Source organism: Flavobacterium sp. LK-23, from assembly GCF_058135255.1.
Genome location: NZ_JBYUVT010000007.1, coordinates 99,024 through 115,174, shown reverse-complemented (window position 1 = coordinate 115,174; position 16,151 = coordinate 99,024). Strand labels below are relative to the sequence as shown.

Below are 16,151 nucleotides of genomic sequence, written 5' to 3'. Positions count from 1 at the left end.
TTACTATATGAGACCTTTAGATCCAGATAAAAGAGAGAAAATTTTGAATTCTGTATATGTACTTACAGGCAGACAGGGATTAGCAAGCGTGACCATTTCTGGCATAAGCAAAACGGCCGGAGTTGCGGCAGGAACCCTTTACATCTACTTTAAAAACAAAGAAGAGGTGGTACAATTGGCCTATGCCGCTGTAGAGGATAAAATGACGCAGGCCATGTATCGTGACTTTGACATTAATTTACCCGTAAGGCAATCACTTAAGCAGATTTATATCAATATGCTTAACTACAGGCTAAACCATTATGATGAAACCGTATTTATCGACCAATATCAACAGTCTGGCTATATACAGCTCAACTTCTCCAAACAACTTGCCGAGTACGAAAAACAGAACAAACCTCTTTATGATCTTCTCGAAAAAGGACAGCGAGAAGGAATTATAAAAGCACTGGATGCCATTATGCTCATCAGCTTTTTTGATGGTGCGGTACGCTCCTGCTCTACAGGAATCATACAAAAGTTATTTCCATTAAACCAGCAGCTCATCGATGACTGCTTTGATTTGGTCTGGAGAGGTATAAGCTAGCATTTTTTTTAATTTTAAATGAATAATTTTTCAATTAACATATTTTAATACTATATATCATGAGCATTTTTAAAGACAAAACAATTATCATTACTGGAGCAGCTATGGGGCTCGGACTAGCAGCAAGTAAAGCAGTAGCAGTAAAAGGAGCCAATCTATCAATTGTAGATTACAATGCCGAAGCACTCGAAAAAGCAAAAGCAGAAATCCATTCAGTTGCTCCAAATGCAAAAATCATAACCATAATCGCTGACGTTTCAGACGAACAGGCTGTCAAAAATTATGTAGACAAAACAGTTGAAGAATTTGGCCGTATCGATGGCTTCTACAATAATGCAGGTATCGAAGGAAAACAGGCTTCAATAGTGGATTATGACATCAATATATTTAAAAAAGTAATTGACATCAATCTTATGGGTGTCTATTACGGACTAAAATATGTGATCCCGGTAATGCAGAAAAACGGCGGAGGAAAAATTGTAAACGTAGCTTCTGTAGGAGGAATCAGAGGGGTTATTAATCAGATGCCTTATGTAGCAAGTAAACATGCCGTTTCGGGTATGACCAAAAATGCGGCAATAGAATATGGTAAAGATGGAATTTACACCAATGCAATCGCGCCTGGAGCTATACTTACGCCAATGGTGGCAGAAGCTTTCAAACAGGTAAACCCATCCGACCCTAAAGCTGCTGAAACAACGTACGCACAAAGAAACCCTACAAGAAGATTAGGGAAACCTGAAGATGTAGGTAACCTTGTTGCATTTCTTCTTAGCGATGAATGCCAATATGTAAACGGACAGACCATTGCTATTGATGGAGGAGAATCAAACCTTTATGGTAATTCTTAAATCAAGACATTTTTATTTAGAAACGGATTACGGAATAACCTGTAATCCGTTTTTTTTTATATTCATTTTTTTAGGTTAAGCCTTCACAAATTCTATTTCTAATGCAATGTTTTTTTAACAGTAAAAAGTTAATTCGTATTTTTAATGTTAAACAAAATCAATATGAAGCAGCGTAAAATATTTATTTTATTCGTTATATCTATTTTTGTATCCTCATGTTCAACCGTTTTGAATAGTCCAAAAATTGATTATCTCACCAGCAATTACTGCCAGCCTACCATTGAATATGATTATTCTAAACTCGAAATTTTCCCGAATAAATCGTCCAATAACGACAGTATCCTAAAAGCTAATTTATCGCAGCATGATATCCTGATAAGCAAGGCTATTGGTATTGAATCTTATCTTTCAGAATATCTTCAAACCAAAAAAGACACTTTAAAGAGACTCGTTTTAAAACAAAAAATTACCGATCGTTTAATTCTTACCAGCATAGAGATAAATGCACTGGCATCAGAATTAGATTGTAATGGCGAACGTATCGATAAACTAGCCAATTTTGTGAACGATATCAACAATAAAAAAACTAGAAATCTTACGGTTGCTTCTGTAACTATTGGCGCATTAACTACTGTAGCCACTGTTTTAATAAAGAACAATAATGCCAGTGATATTGTTGGTGTCAGCGGCGGATTAGTGAGTGCCGGATTAGGAGCGTTGACTATTGCCCCTAAAGGAAAAAAAATCAACTTAAAACTAGAAAGAAATCTGTTGCGAAATATCTGGTTCAATGATAATTCTAACGGCGCATACCCCAACTCTATCTGGGCGATTCTAAACGAAAAACAATTTAGCAATTCTGGAAAAAATGATCTGCAGGAAAGTATTAAAAACAGATGGCTGCAATACAATTTTGATGGAAAAATAGATGCTCAAACCGAAAAACTCTTTTTTTATGATGGCGGAATTTACTCCGCAGATGATTTATCTTCGAGAGCCAATATGCTAAATGAACTGCAAGCCACTGTTCGCTCTCTCGAACAAGATTTAAAAAGCTTATCGGTAAGACTTAACAGTATTTAATATGCGCTAAAAATTAAAATTTGATTTTGTAAAATTCCTAAAAATCCATGAATAATTTTGGTTGTTAAATATACTAAATTATCGATATCAAATTGCTTTCGCTTTATTGGGTTACAGCATCAATTGGAATCTTTTTCTTGATTTTCTCTACTCCCCTTTCTCTTATCAATTCTGATGCATCGAGCATTTTGATTACATGAATATAAGGCGTCATCAAGTCAGGATCTGGATCTGCGGCATAAGGCGACAATGAAAGCTCTAAAACTTGATATAGAAACAATTCAAACTCTTGGAGCGTTTTTTCATTAAATGCATTTTGAAATACTATAAAAGGGTTATCGTATTCTTCTTTAGTTAAAGAAGAAAGATGAAAAGCTTTTTCTTGCGCCAAATATTCTTTGACCTTCCATTTTTTGCTTCTCTCTTTTAAACAGTAACAAACTCTGAGGAATGATTTAAGAACCGAGTACAAAATAAAAACATCTGAAGGATTGTCCTGTTTGTAGACTTTTGTTTTATAACAGTAAATAGTCGCTTCGCTTAAAGTCTGTTTATAATAATCGAGATCTGCATAGACAAAAAAGGCATTAATTACCTTAAATGGATTTCCTTCTATATTTCCTGCCCAAAAGCTGGTTTCGAAGGACATTTTATTCTTTTTCATAGTCAATAGATTTAATTTATGTAGCTAAATTCTTCTATTTTAAAAGAATAAAATATTCCAAATACAGATATAATACCGATTGTATATTCAATATAGTCCAATTTCATTGTACTATTTTCATATTACATCGGCATTATACCAGAAAATATTGGACTTAAATACAAACAAAATACGGTATAATATTCTGACAAAAAAGACTCTTTTTTAGGATATTTTTTTATCTTTGAAACGCATGATATTTAGCCCAAATGGCTTTATCTTTGATCTTTTAGAAAAATTGATATTTAGTATGGAACAGAAAATACATCAGGGAAGAAACGTAAAACGTTTTAGAGAAATGCTTAACATAAAGCAGGAAGCTTTGGCTTATGATCTGGGCGAAGACTGGAACCAAAAGAAAATTTCGATGCTGGAGCAAAAAGATGTAATTGAAGAAAACCTACTGAAACAAATTTCAGCTGTATTGAAAATTCCTGTTGAAGCTTTTCAGAATTTTGATGAGGAACAAGCGATAAATATTATTTCAAATACTTTTCATGAAGGAGCAATAGCTGTTGGTAATAATTCTGGACATGTAAGTACTACTGTTAATCCAATAGATAAAATTGTACAAATACATGAAGAAAAAATTGCTTTGTACGAGCGTATGTTGAAGGAGAAAGATGAAATGATGGCGAGGCTTGAGAAATTGATTGGGAAATAGTTATTTACAAAAATATAACAAAACAAAAAGAGACTTTTGAGTCTCTTTTTTGCTACTTAATCTTTATGTATCCGACTTATAATCGATTCTAATGTTCTATTATGTTTATTATCTTTTGTCCAATTTACTTGGTTCTTACTCACTTGTAAACAATATCCTTTTTTATCTTCGCTTATTTTGTAGTGTTTTTTATTTTCTTTATTAGCATAAATTTCCTCATTGTCTATCCACCAATCTTTATTTAGTTTCTTCAAATCAAACAGATCTTTAATAAATTCTGAACACGTAAAATATCTTCTATCTAAATCTTTATGAGTAGCTGTTTTTATTACCGCCTTAATTTTATTATTTATATATGGTGGTAAAGAATCATAATCAAGTAATTTATTTTTTACTATTAAGTTGTCAATTGCGGAATCTATAAATTGCCATTTTTCAAAGTCAGATCCTGAAATTTTTAAAAATTTAGATTTTTGTTTATCATCTAGCCAATCAAAGGGAGCTTCTGGAAACTTCCCCCCTAAGAGCTGAAAAAGAATTATACCAACTTGATAGATATCAGATTGTCTACCGTAAACATTCTGAAGAACGGATTCATTTGGTCTGTAAATTTGCGTAGATTTTGATGCAACCACTGTGTTTTCTGTATTTGAGATAAATTTTACTGAACCAAAATCTGCTATATAAGGTATTTTAGTTTCTTGATCTATCAAGATATTTTTAGGTTTTAAATCTCTATGAAGTAAATTATTTGGATTTCTATGTAGTTCACTCAAACCATTCAATATTCCTTGTGTGATATTTATAGCATCATAGAGACTTACAACATTATTGTCTTTAAAATTTTTCAAATCACCACCGCTAATTTCAGGAGTTAGAAAATAAGCATATTGCTGATGAATTATTTTTGCATCATAAATTTTTAAAATATTTGGATGCTCAATGCTTTTAAGAATTAATGGTTCATTATGAGTTGAAACATCTTTATTATAATAATAAAACTTTAATGCAACTCTATCGGATAATAACTCTCTTTCTCCAAAATATAATTCTCCATTTGCACCACTATCAGAATATCTATCAATTACAATGTCATTTTGCAATGATATAAAATCTTTAATTATTTCGTCTACGTTTTCGTCACCCATTATTTAAGAATTTAAAATGTAATACCCCAACTTTGATGCGTCCGATTGATAACTAAATTGTGGAGTTATACCAAAAGTATTTTTTTTATAAAAAGCACTTAACGTTTTTGGAGAAACAAATTCGACAGGCTTATTTTTATAAGCTTGAATGAAACCTTCTAACTTAAAAGAAATTCCAGAAGATGAAAATTGACCTTTAGAGCTTCTTGATAGAATTACAATTTTATCGACTTCTAGCGAATTAAAATGAGAATGAATAGTTTCTATACAATCAATTACTTGAGAGTGATTATGATCATCATCAAGTATAATAGATTTTACTTTACCTGTACTTTCTGTAATTTGATTATTTGAATCCTTTTCCAAAACAACAAAAATTATTTTATTGGATTTTATTTCGATTGCGCATACTTTCATAAATCAATTTTTATTTAGTTATTTTTTTTGTCAAATTTTATTTCCCAAACATATCAAACTCTTTTTATTCTATTTTATGGTTTTCCATAATTGCAAATCTTAATTGGCAAATTAGTTTTTTTTTAAAATAAGAAAAGAATTTCTGTAATGCTATACATGTATATCCCAATTATAGAATTTTTCTATTTAAATTTATAAATGTTAATATTAGTTTCTAATTTCATTTAAAACAGTTTCAATCAAATTAGCACAGTTTAAAACAAAATCATCATCTACTTCTATTAATGTATTGATTTCAGAAATATCTCCTTCCTCAAAGAAATTTTGTCCCTTAAGTTTTATTCTAAATGGTAAATCTGGATGTTTTGAGACTAAAGCATCATAACTTCTTCCTTCACCATGTTTTAACACATTTATGGCATATATGAAATCTTCAAAACGATTGAGAAGTTCAAATTTTTGCTTTTCTTTAAGTTTTTTCTTGGCTCCTTCAAATCCATTTCTACACGATAACTCGTCCTGTAATATCGCATCAAACATAGAGAACATTCCAATAGCGAATATTGTCTTTTGAAGTTGGATCATTTGTAAATTTTTCACATGAATTGTTGAAGCACTCGTTTGTAGTGCTTCAATAATTTCCGCATTAGTTTCTTCCAACGAATCTAATGTAAATGCTGTGCTTCGGTATATTAAATCTTCAAAATTGTGCATTATATGAGTGTAAATATTAATATTTCTCTTTAAGTTTTTCAATTAAAATTGATGCTTCAGATTCAGTCATCCGAAGAGCGATTTTTTCTGCCTCTTGATTAATTCTGTTTTCATCAAAAACATATAAATCTTTATATATATAATCTGACAATGAATATATAAAAGCAGAAGGAGCATTTTCAATTCGTTTATAAAAAGCTAAAAGATCTTCATATAGAACAATTGGCTTTTCTTTAAACTCTTGTATTGACATTACTCTTGAATCGTTCTTGATATCATCTGAGTGCTTTATACAATTATTTAAATTTCGCAATTCATTTATTTCTTTATAGCAATTTAATTTTTTAATGTCAATATTTTTTTCTTTCAAAAATTCAATCACAAACTCCCATTTAAACATTTTTGATTTCGAAACACCGTAAGCAGCACCTAATAAAAATTTTAGTTTATTTTCAAAATGCTTATAAGCATAAATAATTTTCATTTCTGAAATTGCTTTTAACTCCTGTTCCATAAAATATATCTCCATAGTCGAACCAGAATAATCTCCTCTTTCATATTCATCAGATCGATCTTTAGTATTAGCATCACTAATCTTTTTTTCAAAAATATGGATTGCTTCATCTGAAATTCTGTCGTGGAAATTATTTTCAACATCCATGAAGAAAGTTTGAAGACCCAATTTTGCTGTTTCACGTTTTGCTTCTATATTATTTATCATTTCATTTAGATTTAATCAATTATAAGGCAAAGATATTTCAGTAGTACGCAATCTTTTTGCGCAGTTGTAAAAATTTTCAGTTATCTATAACATTACAAATATAATTATATCAAAATCAGATACTTTTCAAGTTTTTATTTGTTGTAAATTAGCATTTAAAACATCTATATCTTATATCATTGACACTTAAACAAATTCTAAGATAATGGAAGATCAAAGCAAAATTGACTGGAAAACCTATGAATTTATCACAAAATATATTTATGAGACATTAGGGCAAAAATATTATATCAATATTGAAGGATATGGACATACCTGTAAAATTAAAGGCAAATCAGGAGTAGAACATCAGATTGACGTATTAACTTCAGAAACAGACAATACCGGCACTTATCGAACTGCAATAGAATGCAAATATTGGAATAAAAAAGTTACCAAAGAAACCGTAATGAAGCTTTTAGCGATTATCAATGATACTGATATAGAAAGAGGAATTATAGTGTCTAAAAGTGGTTATACTCCAGATGCTCAACAATTTGCTAAGCACTGTAACATATTAATTGTTCATCTAAGAGAAACTGGCGAAGAAGATAACGAATTACAAAAAGAATTTCATTTTTTTGATCTACGAGTAAATATTAAAATGAATATCAAAAGTCCAGAAGTAATTAATATTATCGCAAAGGATTTAGATAATAATCTAATAGAGATAGATGAAAACTACCAATATCATATTTTGATCGAGCAAGCTAATGGAAAAAGAACAAGATTGTTTGATGAAATAATGGTATTCAAAGAATATATAAATAAGCAGAAACCTTTTAAAACAGTAACTAAAACGTATGAATACGAAAATTCAAACCTACGCTTTCAAGACAGTATACAAAAAATAAAAAGTATTACTTACACAGGCTTATTAACTGTTCAGGATAAAAGTCAAAATAGCACATTTTCAATTGTAGATAATGTATGGCTAATAATGAAAAAAATTTTCGAAGAACAAACCTTTATTATTTCTGAAAGTGGATTGATTGCTCAATATTTGGGTAAAATAGAATAATATCAAGTTGGAGTATTTATTATAAAAACAATAAATTTACCCCTGCTCTGCAAAGTGTACCTCACAAGAGCTGCGCAAATGTCTCTGACTTTGCGCCATTTTTCAAATATAAAACGTAAAAGTCATAAAGTCTCAGACTTTAAAACTCAATCTCTTAAATGCAATTTATAGATAAAGAAAGAATAAAAAACAACACTAAAAAATAATTGTAAAAAGTCGGGAGACTTTTATAAATTTTACTAATTCACAAGTGTAAAAAAAGCGCAAAGTCAGAGACATTTGCGCAGCATTTCAGTTGAACTCTTTGGAAATCTGAAGTAATCGAATTTCAGACTTTAAAACTAATTATCCATAAAAAAAACCAGTGAATCAACTTCACTGGTTTTATAATTATCTTTCATAAATCATCCTCTATTTTAAGACGACTTATAGAACTTCTTTATTTTGTAATGCCAAACATCATGACCAATTTATCGTTAAGATAAAAATTAAGCGTTTGGTCTGCTACATCAAAACGCAGGTCTTTATTGTTTAAATACGCCAATACTTTTTGCTCTGTTTCGTTTGCTTCACCAATACATGCCATTCTTGTAGATGCTACTTTATTAAAAGAAATACGATCATCGTTGGTTTCATAAGTTCCAGAGAAGTTGTTGCAGCCTGTGTTTCCGCTCACTTTCTTTTCTTCTACATTAAACTTAATAGAAGCTCTACCGTAATCCTGTCCAACATTTTCTAGAGCTATTAGTTTCCAGTTATTTTTTTCGATAAAACTCCAAAGTTGGTCTTGAGTTGGAATAGAAAATTCCATAACCACTTTGTTCTTCGCTTTTTTAAACTGTACAGTATTGTTTTTCTTTACAATTTTGAACTTCTTATTTGTTATTGCAGCGTTAAATTCTTGTTCTAATTTCATGCTTTCGTCGTTGCAAGCCATTAAAGTTCCCATTGGAGAATTGGTCTTAATTTGATTTTTCGCAGAAAGCTTCGTGTATTTTACGTTAAAATTATTACATCCGTTTTTACCGCTTATGGTACCCGTTTCATCGTTAATGGTAATAAATGCTTTTCCGCTGTTTATCTTTTTCCCGTTTAACTGCGTTAAAATCATTTTGGTATTGTAAATGCCTTTTTCGGTATTTACAGGCGTTTTCGAAATAATACTTTTCAGTTTATACTGGTAAGAAGAAGCATCCGCCGGAATAGGTTCTGATCTTTTGGTTCTCGTTACCATTATCTCATATCGATTTCCTTTTTCAAAATTAAAACCTTCAATATGATCATAAAAAAGTTGCCATTCTTTGTCCTTATCGTACTTCACTTGCAGACATTCCATAGGAGCAACACCTTGACATGGCACTTTACTTTCTTTTACAAACATTTTTAAACTTTCCTGACCGTATGTAAATGCTGATACTAATACTACCACAAAAACATACATACATTTAAATCTTTTCATCATTTTAATTTTTTAGAATACCGATTAAGTATTCAGATTATTTATGTTTTTTTTGCAGGCATGAATTGTGCCATTATAAAATAAAGAATGCTTTTAACTTTTTTTTATCAGCCTTAAATTCGGCTTTTTCCTTAACAATTAAATTGCTAGGTATTGATAATCAATTTACTTTTTTTTAGTTAAGCAAAAATTCTACTTTCTATTACATTTAAGGATGTTTTAGCAGGATTTTTAGCTTTTTTAAGCTTGAAAATGCCACTCTATTGTAAAAGTAGGCAAACTTTTACAAACTTTAATAATTCATAAATATTTTCATTTCAAAATTTTTGGTGTAAATTTACACCAATAAAAAAAACTTGTATTATTATGACACGACAAAGTATATCATTAACTACTCCTAATGACGAGTGGTTGAAAAATCAGGTTAATACAGAAGAATTTAGCAGTAAAAGCGAAGCTATCAACTATTTGATTAAGCAAGCTCGTTCGCAAGAAGAATATTATGAGTTTGTAAGAGCTAAAATAGATAAGGGAGAAAAAAGCGGTTTTGCAAAAAAGCAAACTAGAGAAGAAATGTTAGCCGAATTTAAAAAAGGTCTGCCTGATGTATAGCTATTATTTAAGTAGCGAAGCCAAAGAAGATTTAAAAAGAATTTATTATTATGGTGTTGGTAAGTTTGGCATTAATCAAGCTGACAGCTATTTCAATATGTTTTATGATTGTTTTGAAAAAATAGAGGAAAATCCTTTTTTATTTCCATCTGCTGACCACATTAAAATAGGATATCGTTATTGTGTTTGTGGTGTTGACACTATTTACTACCAAATTAATGGAGATAATCGGATAGAGATTATTACCATTATTGGAAGGCAAGACTTTTAAAGCAGTTCAAATTTACGCGTTATCGTTGCGCGTATATTCAAGTGATGGATCTAAAAATAATTACTTAAGACTTAAGCTTATCAGATCGATAATTCGAAAGATTAGAAATAAATTCTAAAGGCTCTACATAATGTGGATTTTTGCTGATTTTTCCATCCTTTATAACATAAGGATGCGTAAGCAATATATCAGTAAGTGTGCTTGGGCTAAAACTGCTGACATCGTACATACAAATTAGCGAAACTGCATGTTGTGGGGTTAACAGATTTAATTTGGCTTCATATTCTAAAAGTTCATCAGTTCCTGGCAGATTCTTAAGAGCCCAAATCATATCTCCACACGCCCTTACACTATCATATCCTGATCTTGAAGCTGATAATAAAGTCTGTTCGAGTGTTTTGTACATTTTTTCGGCAGCAAACTCGCCGTCCTTGATATACGTATTTTCAGAAGCTAGCACTTCCAATTGGCCGCTCGCAAGTTTTTGAGCAATAGATATTCCATTATCTGCCAGACAACGACAATGTTCACCGTGACGATTTCCTTCAAGGATATTAATCACTTTATCATTCGTTTCCAGTCCCTCCAAAATATAAGGAATAATGACTTCATATTGTTGTTCTCTCGAATCGAAAAAACCACAAATATGCATTGGAGACGCAAATGATTCTCCACATACCGAAAAAGACATTTGATTGTTCATAACTCAAATATCGCAATAAGTTTTTGCTTACACAAGTACTACATTTTAAAATTTTAAATACCATTTGCTATTTCAATTTTCCGAATATAAAAAGGCATCGAAAATCAACCCTACGTTAATAATCAATGCCTTAATAATGATACTATACTAAATGATGCCTATTCTTTCGTTTTAAAAACTTTATAAAACACAAAAAGAATCCCCAGCCAAATCGGAATTAATTCTACAGATATTTCCATATTCGTCATCCACATAATGGCTAAAATACCCAATAAAAACGCGAAACAGATGTAATTGCTTATTGGATAAAATATAGAAGCAAACTTCGTTTTGGTATTTTCCTTGTCTTTGGCACGTCTAAATTGCAGATGCGTATACGAAATCATAACCCAGTTAATTACCAAGCAAGACACGACTAAAGACATTAAAATACTAAAAGCTTCTTCTGGAATTACTTTGTTTATTAAAATACAGATAGCGGCAAAACACGAAGAAACTAAAATAGCATTAACTGGAACTGATTGTTTGTTTAACTTCTTTAAAAATTTAGGAGCACTATTCTGATCTGCCAAACCAAATAACATACGCGAGTTACTGTAAACACTGCTGTTGTAAACAGATAAAGCGGCAGTTAATACAATTAAATTAAGCACATTGGCGATAAGGCTTGTAAAAAATATTTTGTTGCCAAAAAGTTCAAATTCCATTCCGTTTAAGTTTTGAAAAACCATTACAAACGGACTGCTGTCTGTCGTAATTTGTCTCCAAGGCGACAAAGCAAATAAAATGACCAATGCGCCCACATAAAATATAAGAATTCTATAGATAACCTGATTGGTAGCTTTGGGAATATTTTTCTCTGGATTTTCTGCTTCAGCAGCGGTAATTCCGATAAGTTCTAATCCACCAAAAGAGAACATAATCAAAGCCATTGCTGACAATAGACCTTGAAAACTGCCATTTCCCGTTTTTTCAAAAATCCCTTTTGGAAAAAAGCCTCCGTCGTTATATAGATTATGAATCGTAGCGTGCTCTCCTCCTGTTCCGCTAATTAGCAGATAAGTACCAAAAAGAATCATGGCAATAATGGCAACCACTTTTATAATTGAAAACCAAAATTCTGTTTCTCCGTACACTTTTACCGAGGCAAAATTTAAGGCGTTAATAACCAGAAAGAAAAATAAACTGGATGCCCAAAGGGGAATTTCGGGCCACCAAAACTGCACATAAACTCCAATGGCTGTCAGTTCGGCCATACTTACCAGAATATACAAAATCCAATAATTCCAACCTGATGCAAAACCGGCAAAAGAACCGCAATATTTATAGGCAAAATAACTAAAGCTTCCAGATACAGGTTCTTCGACCACCATTTCTCCCAGTTGTCTCATAATAAAGAAAGCAATAATTCCGGCAATGGCGTATCCTAAAATAACAGATGGCCCTGCTAATACGGCCGCTGGACCAATACCAAGGAAAAGACCTGTTCCTATAGATCCGCCTAAGGCAATTAACTGAATGTGTCGGTTAGTTAGTCCACGTTTAAGCTGATTCTCTTCTACAGCATCATGATTATTTTTCACAGATTTTGTTTTAAGGTATTTAAATGTATTCAGAATGTATAAAAAGCGAAGATAAGTTAAAAAAGCAATCACACAAAGCATCGTTTTGTCACTTCTCTTATAATTAAATATAAATATTCTTTTTTTAGCCGTTGAACTAGCAAATCAACAACAACCGATATTCTCCATCATTTTCTTTTGGAGCCCTATGAATACAAGGCTTCACTTGTTGTTTTGGATGATCGACAGCCAAACGCCAAAGGTGCATTTGTTGTAAATTGATAGGTTCTGCGTCTTCATGCAACTGATAGTGCAAATCAAAGAAATTCTCTTTTAAAAAATCTTCGAATTCTTCCTCTGCTCCATCATGCAGTTCTTTTAATTTTGCTCGAATTTCTGGAATTAAAATTTTCTGTTCTGCCTGCGAATTAGGAATAATATCACTTGCTGTTCCGTGGTAAGTGCACAAAAATGTATCGGTTGCAATGGGCGAACGATCAACATGAAACGAATATACATCTGTAGATATGAAATCAAATTCGTCATCTCGCTCGTAGCACTTCAATAAATTAAGAGAGGGCGAAGCGCCAAATTCAGTCAATAATTGCAAATCGTTTAAAATGATTTCTCTGGCTCTATTTCCTTTTTCAGATAATTGGAGCGCGATTAAATCTTCTGGAGCAACTTCTGTTATATTTTCTTTTAAACTTAATTGATTCACAATCTCTTTAAAATCGCCATCCAGATTTCTGTACCAACATAATGCATTCATTTCTTCCTTAAAATCAGTACTTATAAGCTCAGAAAAAGTAGAGACCACACCAATTTGGTTACTGGAAGAAAATGTTTTATTCATAGTTTGGATATTTTAAATCGATTGCAAAAATAGGCAATAGCAGTTGCTTCTTACCTTTTTATGCATTTAATTTTATTTGATGCTGCGCTCTTTTCTTAAAGAAAAGCTACTGCTTTTTAATAGCAAATAACCATGAAATCAGGTATTGTTTACTGCATCTTGCATTGGTAAATTTGTTATGAACTAAAAAAAAAATATAGAATGATAGATACTAATGTTGATGGTTTTAAAGTAATGAAATCATTTTCTTTAAAAAATAAAACAGCTCGTTTTTTAAAACAGCTTTTTTACGTTTCCATTTTAACCTTGCTTTTCTCGGCTTGTTCAAGCAGTGATAGTGAATCAAATAACAATGAATCTGATTATTATTTTAAAGCCACTCTAGATGGTCGTAAAATAAATTTTTATAATGCCAACTTTCAGGCTGCTGGCAACGATAATCGATTTGAGTATATTATACTCGGGGGATCTGAAGCGCCTTATCCTAAAACTGCTGGTGAGCAACTTCCTCCATCATTAGATTTTGAAATTTGGAAAATTGGAGGAAACATCACCGCAGGCACTTATTCTACTCCAGCAGAATTAGAAATGGTGGCCCGATATGCTGTTCAAACCGCAAACGGAACTATTTTGTATAGTACTCGAGCTGCCGATGACGTTTTTATAGTAAAAATTGAATCTATAAGTAAAAACGGAATTAAAGGCACCTTTTCTGGAAAAGTTCGAAATCTAGAATCAGGAGTAGCAGTAGAAGTCACAGACGGATCTTTTAACCTTCCGGACTCAGACATAATTAATCCGTAAAGTAGGATTCCCAAAATTGAAAAAGGTGTTTGAAGTTCAAACACCTTTCTTTAATCCTGTTAATATTTATTAATATAAACCGTTTTCTTGTTTACAAATTCCTGAATGCCATCTTGCGAAAGTTCACGGCCATATCCGGAGTTTTTAGTTCCACCAAAAGGCAATCTCTGATCACTCTTTACCAGTTCATTAACAAATACTGCTCCTTCATTAAATTTGGGTACTAATCGGAATGCTTTTTCGAAATCTTCTGTAAAAATGGTAACGCCAAGTCCGAATGGACTATTGTTGGAAAGTGCAATAGCTTCTTTTTCATCCTTAAAAGTCGTGATTCCAATTAATGGACCAAAAACTTCTTCTTTAAAAATCGACATATCTGTCGTCACTTTTCCAATAACAGTCGGTTCAAAATAAGCCTTATTTCTTTTACCTCCGAATAAAACTTCACCGCCTTTATCCAATGCATCTTGAAGCTGTTTTTCCAATTCTTCAGCAAGGTCCACTCTTGCCATTGTTCCTATTGTTGTTTCTTCACTCAAAGGATCGCCCGAACGAAGTTTGCCAACTTCTTCGATAAAAGCTTTTGTAAACTCATCTGCAATAGACGATTCTACTAGAAGACGTTTTCCGGCAATACAGCTTTGCCCCGCATTCTGAAAACGCGCTTGCACACAGGTTTTAACCGTTTTCTGCAAGTTGCAATCTGCAAAAACCGCCAAAGCATTACTGCCTCCTAACTCTAAAACTGTTTTCTTTATTTCATTTCCAGCAACTGCAGCTACGGCTCTTCCTGCGGCTTCGCTTCCTGTTAGTGTAACTGCTTTAATTTTAGGATTTTTAATGATTTCTTCTACCATTTTACTTCCTATGGGCAAATTAGTAAAACATCCTGCAGGAAAGCCTGCTCGATCAAATATCTTTTCAATGCTCATGGCGCTTTTCATCACATTGCTGGCGTGTTTTAAAACGGCAACATTTCCAGCCATTAATGCTGGAACTGCAAAACGCATCACTTGCCAGAAAGGATAATTCCATGGCATAATGGCTAAAACAATTCCTATTGGTTCGTAGCTTACATAACTTTTATGGGCTTCTGTTTCTATTATTTTATCGGCAAGCATCTTTGAAGCATTCTCAGCATAATAATCACATAAAGCAGCACATTTTTCTACTTCTGCCAATGCCTGAGTAATCGGTTTTCCCATTTCTTGGGTAATCACCTCGGCGTATTCGCGTGCATTTTTTCGTAGCTCTTGACCAGCGGCTTTCATTAATAGTGAGCGTTCAGAAAAGGGAATTTCTTTCCAAATCGAGTATTGAGCATCCGCTTTATCAATTGCATTTTCTACTTCTTTCCTATCAAACTCAGCAACTTCATAGACAATCTCTTGATTATAAGGATTTATAGACTTTATCATAACATTATTTTTTATCGTATTTATTTAAAAACGATATAAAAGGTACAATTTATTTTTAGTTTTTAAATTGTGTAAAGGATGTTTTTTTTGATGAAAGTCTCCTTTTAGAACCAAAAAAGAGACTGCCGAAACAGTCTCTTCTGATATTCTGATGTTAGAAATTCTTTTTTCAATAGTTATATTACATTATGTTAAAGCACCTAAATTGAAATATAACAGGAATTTGAAATTCTTATCCTGGACAACTTGTGCCATTAAGTCTGCAAATAGCTTCACCACTATCTCCTAAATAGCAGCAATAATTACCTGGTTTTGGACATACCCCACCAACACAAGCTAAACCTCCTTTTACACTTCTTTTTTCAGTTTTAGTTAGCTCAGCAACACCGTCTAACTTTAAGATGTTTTTTAACATAGCATATAGTTTTTAATATTAGTTAATACCTCAATCGGTTTAAAGACACTTGAAGTTTATGTCTATTCTTGCGCAAGAATTTTTTATATATTTTTATACTATTA

General features: G+C 32.0%; 19 protein-coding genes. 8 read left to right on the top strand and 11 right to left on the bottom strand.

Annotated features, from left to right (window positions below; all coding sequences use genetic code 11):
* The first annotated feature begins 7 nt into the window (after positions 1-7).
* The 3 genes from AC3Y25_RS12735 to AC3Y25_RS12725 all read left to right on the top strand — a co-directional run bounded on the left by AC3Y25_RS12735 (position 8) and on the right by AC3Y25_RS12725 (position 2,520).
* The gene (locus AC3Y25_RS12735) at positions 8-586 is read left to right on the top strand and encodes a TetR/AcrR family transcriptional regulator (RefSeq protein WP_489903005.1); all 579 of its coding nucleotides are present in this window, start codon (positions 8-10) and stop codon (positions 584-586) included.
* A gap of 59 nt (positions 587-645) precedes the next feature.
* Entirely contained in the window at positions 646-1,437 is a 792-nt protein-coding gene (locus tag AC3Y25_RS12730; protein ID WP_250835994.1) for a glucose 1-dehydrogenase, read from the top strand.
* Between the two features lie 162 nt (positions 1,438-1,599).
* Positions 1,600-2,520: a hypothetical protein gene (locus AC3Y25_RS12725; protein WP_489903004.1), complete on the top strand. Its 921-nt coding sequence runs from the start codon at positions 1,600-1,602 to the stop codon at positions 2,518-2,520.
* Between the two features lie 103 nt (positions 2,521-2,623).
* On the opposite strand, the gene AC3Y25_RS12720 is transcribed toward AC3Y25_RS12725, so the two are convergent.
* Positions 2,624-3,184, bottom strand: a complete 561-nt coding sequence (locus AC3Y25_RS12720; RefSeq protein ID WP_489903003.1) for a hypothetical protein — start codon at positions 3,182-3,184, stop codon at positions 2,624-2,626.
* 289 nt (positions 3,185-3,473) lie between these two features.
* On the opposite strand from AC3Y25_RS12720, the gene AC3Y25_RS12715 reads away from it, so the two are divergent.
* A complete protein-coding gene (locus AC3Y25_RS12715; protein WP_489903002.1) occupies positions 3,474-3,887 on the top strand; it encodes a helix-turn-helix domain-containing protein in 414 nt (137 codons plus the stop codon).
* Between the two features lie 56 nt (positions 3,888-3,943).
* Here AC3Y25_RS12715 and AC3Y25_RS12710 read toward each other — a convergent pair whose 3' ends face one another.
* From AC3Y25_RS12710 to AC3Y25_RS12695, 4 genes are all read right to left on the bottom strand, one after another.
* The gene (locus AC3Y25_RS12710; RefSeq protein WP_489903001.1) at positions 3,944-5,035 is read right to left on the bottom strand and encodes a protein kinase domain-containing protein; all 1,092 of its coding nucleotides are present in this window, start codon (positions 5,033-5,035) and stop codon (positions 3,944-3,946) included.
* A 3-nt stretch (positions 5,036-5,038) separates the two neighbouring features.
* Entirely contained in the window at positions 5,039-5,452 is a 414-nt protein-coding gene (locus AC3Y25_RS12705; protein ID WP_489903000.1) for a DUF3010 family protein, read from the bottom strand.
* 207 nt (positions 5,453-5,659) lie between these two features.
* A complete protein-coding gene (locus AC3Y25_RS12700) occupies positions 5,660-6,166 on the bottom strand; it encodes a hypothetical protein (protein WP_489902999.1) in 507 nt (168 codons plus the stop codon).
* 16 nt (positions 6,167-6,182) lie between these two features.
* A complete protein-coding gene (locus AC3Y25_RS12695; protein WP_489902998.1) occupies positions 6,183-6,887 on the bottom strand; it encodes a hypothetical protein in 705 nt (234 codons plus the stop codon).
* A gap of 205 nt (positions 6,888-7,092) precedes the next feature.
* On the opposite strand from AC3Y25_RS12695, the gene AC3Y25_RS12690 reads away from it, so the two are divergent.
* A complete protein-coding gene (locus AC3Y25_RS12690; protein WP_489902997.1) occupies positions 7,093-7,947 on the top strand; it encodes a restriction endonuclease in 855 nt (284 codons plus the stop codon).
* Between the two features lie 439 nt (positions 7,948-8,386).
* On the opposite strand, the gene AC3Y25_RS12685 is transcribed toward AC3Y25_RS12690, so the two are convergent.
* Complete coding sequence (locus AC3Y25_RS12685) at positions 8,387-9,406, bottom strand: META domain-containing protein (protein ID WP_489902996.1); 1,020 nt, start codon at positions 9,404-9,406, stop codon at positions 8,387-8,389.
* Between the two features lie 366 nt (positions 9,407-9,772).
* Here AC3Y25_RS12685 and AC3Y25_RS12680 point away from each other — a divergent pair, with 366 nt between their 5' ends.
* Together AC3Y25_RS12680 and AC3Y25_RS12675 are read left to right on the top strand one after the other, a co-directional pair.
* Entirely contained in the window at positions 9,773-10,018 is a 246-nt protein-coding gene (locus tag AC3Y25_RS12680; RefSeq protein WP_095929198.1) for a ribbon-helix-helix domain-containing protein, read from the top strand.
* Complete coding sequence (locus tag AC3Y25_RS12675; protein WP_095929197.1) at positions 10,011-10,289, top strand: type II toxin-antitoxin system RelE/ParE family toxin; 279 nt, start codon at positions 10,011-10,013, stop codon at positions 10,287-10,289. The genes AC3Y25_RS12680 and AC3Y25_RS12675 overlap by 8 nt, the downstream gene beginning before the upstream one ends.
* A gap of 64 nt (positions 10,290-10,353) precedes the next feature.
* Here the strand turns inward: AC3Y25_RS12675 and AC3Y25_RS12670 are convergent, their stop codons facing one another.
* From AC3Y25_RS12670 to AC3Y25_RS12660, 3 genes are all read right to left on the bottom strand, one after another.
* Entirely contained in the window at positions 10,354-10,980 is a 627-nt protein-coding gene (locus tag AC3Y25_RS12670; protein ID WP_489902995.1) for an MEDS domain-containing protein, read from the bottom strand.
* A 170-nt stretch (positions 10,981-11,150) separates the two neighbouring features.
* Positions 11,151-12,575 carry an amino acid permease gene (locus AC3Y25_RS12665; RefSeq protein ID WP_489902994.1) on the bottom strand — a complete coding sequence of 475 codons (1,425 nt, stop codon included), beginning with the start codon at positions 12,573-12,575 and terminating at the stop codon, positions 11,151-11,153.
* 136 nt (positions 12,576-12,711) lie between these two features.
* Positions 12,712-13,410 (bottom strand): DUF1826 domain-containing protein, encoded by a 699-nt coding sequence (locus tag AC3Y25_RS12660; protein WP_489902993.1) that lies wholly within the window; start codon positions 13,408-13,410, stop codon positions 12,712-12,714.
* A gap of 201 nt (positions 13,411-13,611) precedes the next feature.
* Here AC3Y25_RS12660 and AC3Y25_RS12655 point away from each other — a divergent pair, with 201 nt between their 5' ends.
* Entirely contained in the window at positions 13,612-14,214 is a 603-nt protein-coding gene (locus AC3Y25_RS12655) for a hypothetical protein (protein ID WP_489902992.1), read from the top strand.
* A gap of 59 nt (positions 14,215-14,273) precedes the next feature.
* Here AC3Y25_RS12655 and AC3Y25_RS12650 read toward each other — a convergent pair whose 3' ends face one another.
* Both AC3Y25_RS12650 and AC3Y25_RS12645 read right to left on the bottom strand, forming a co-directional pair.
* Positions 14,274-15,632, bottom strand: coding sequence for an NAD-dependent succinate-semialdehyde dehydrogenase (locus tag AC3Y25_RS12650; protein ID WP_489902991.1), 1,359 nt, complete (start codon positions 15,630-15,632; stop codon positions 14,274-14,276).
* A 232-nt stretch (positions 15,633-15,864) separates the two neighbouring features.
* Entirely contained in the window at positions 15,865-16,047 is a 183-nt protein-coding gene (locus tag AC3Y25_RS12645; RefSeq protein WP_427873650.1) for a hypothetical protein, read from the bottom strand.
* Positions 16,048-16,151 lie beyond the last annotated feature (104 nt).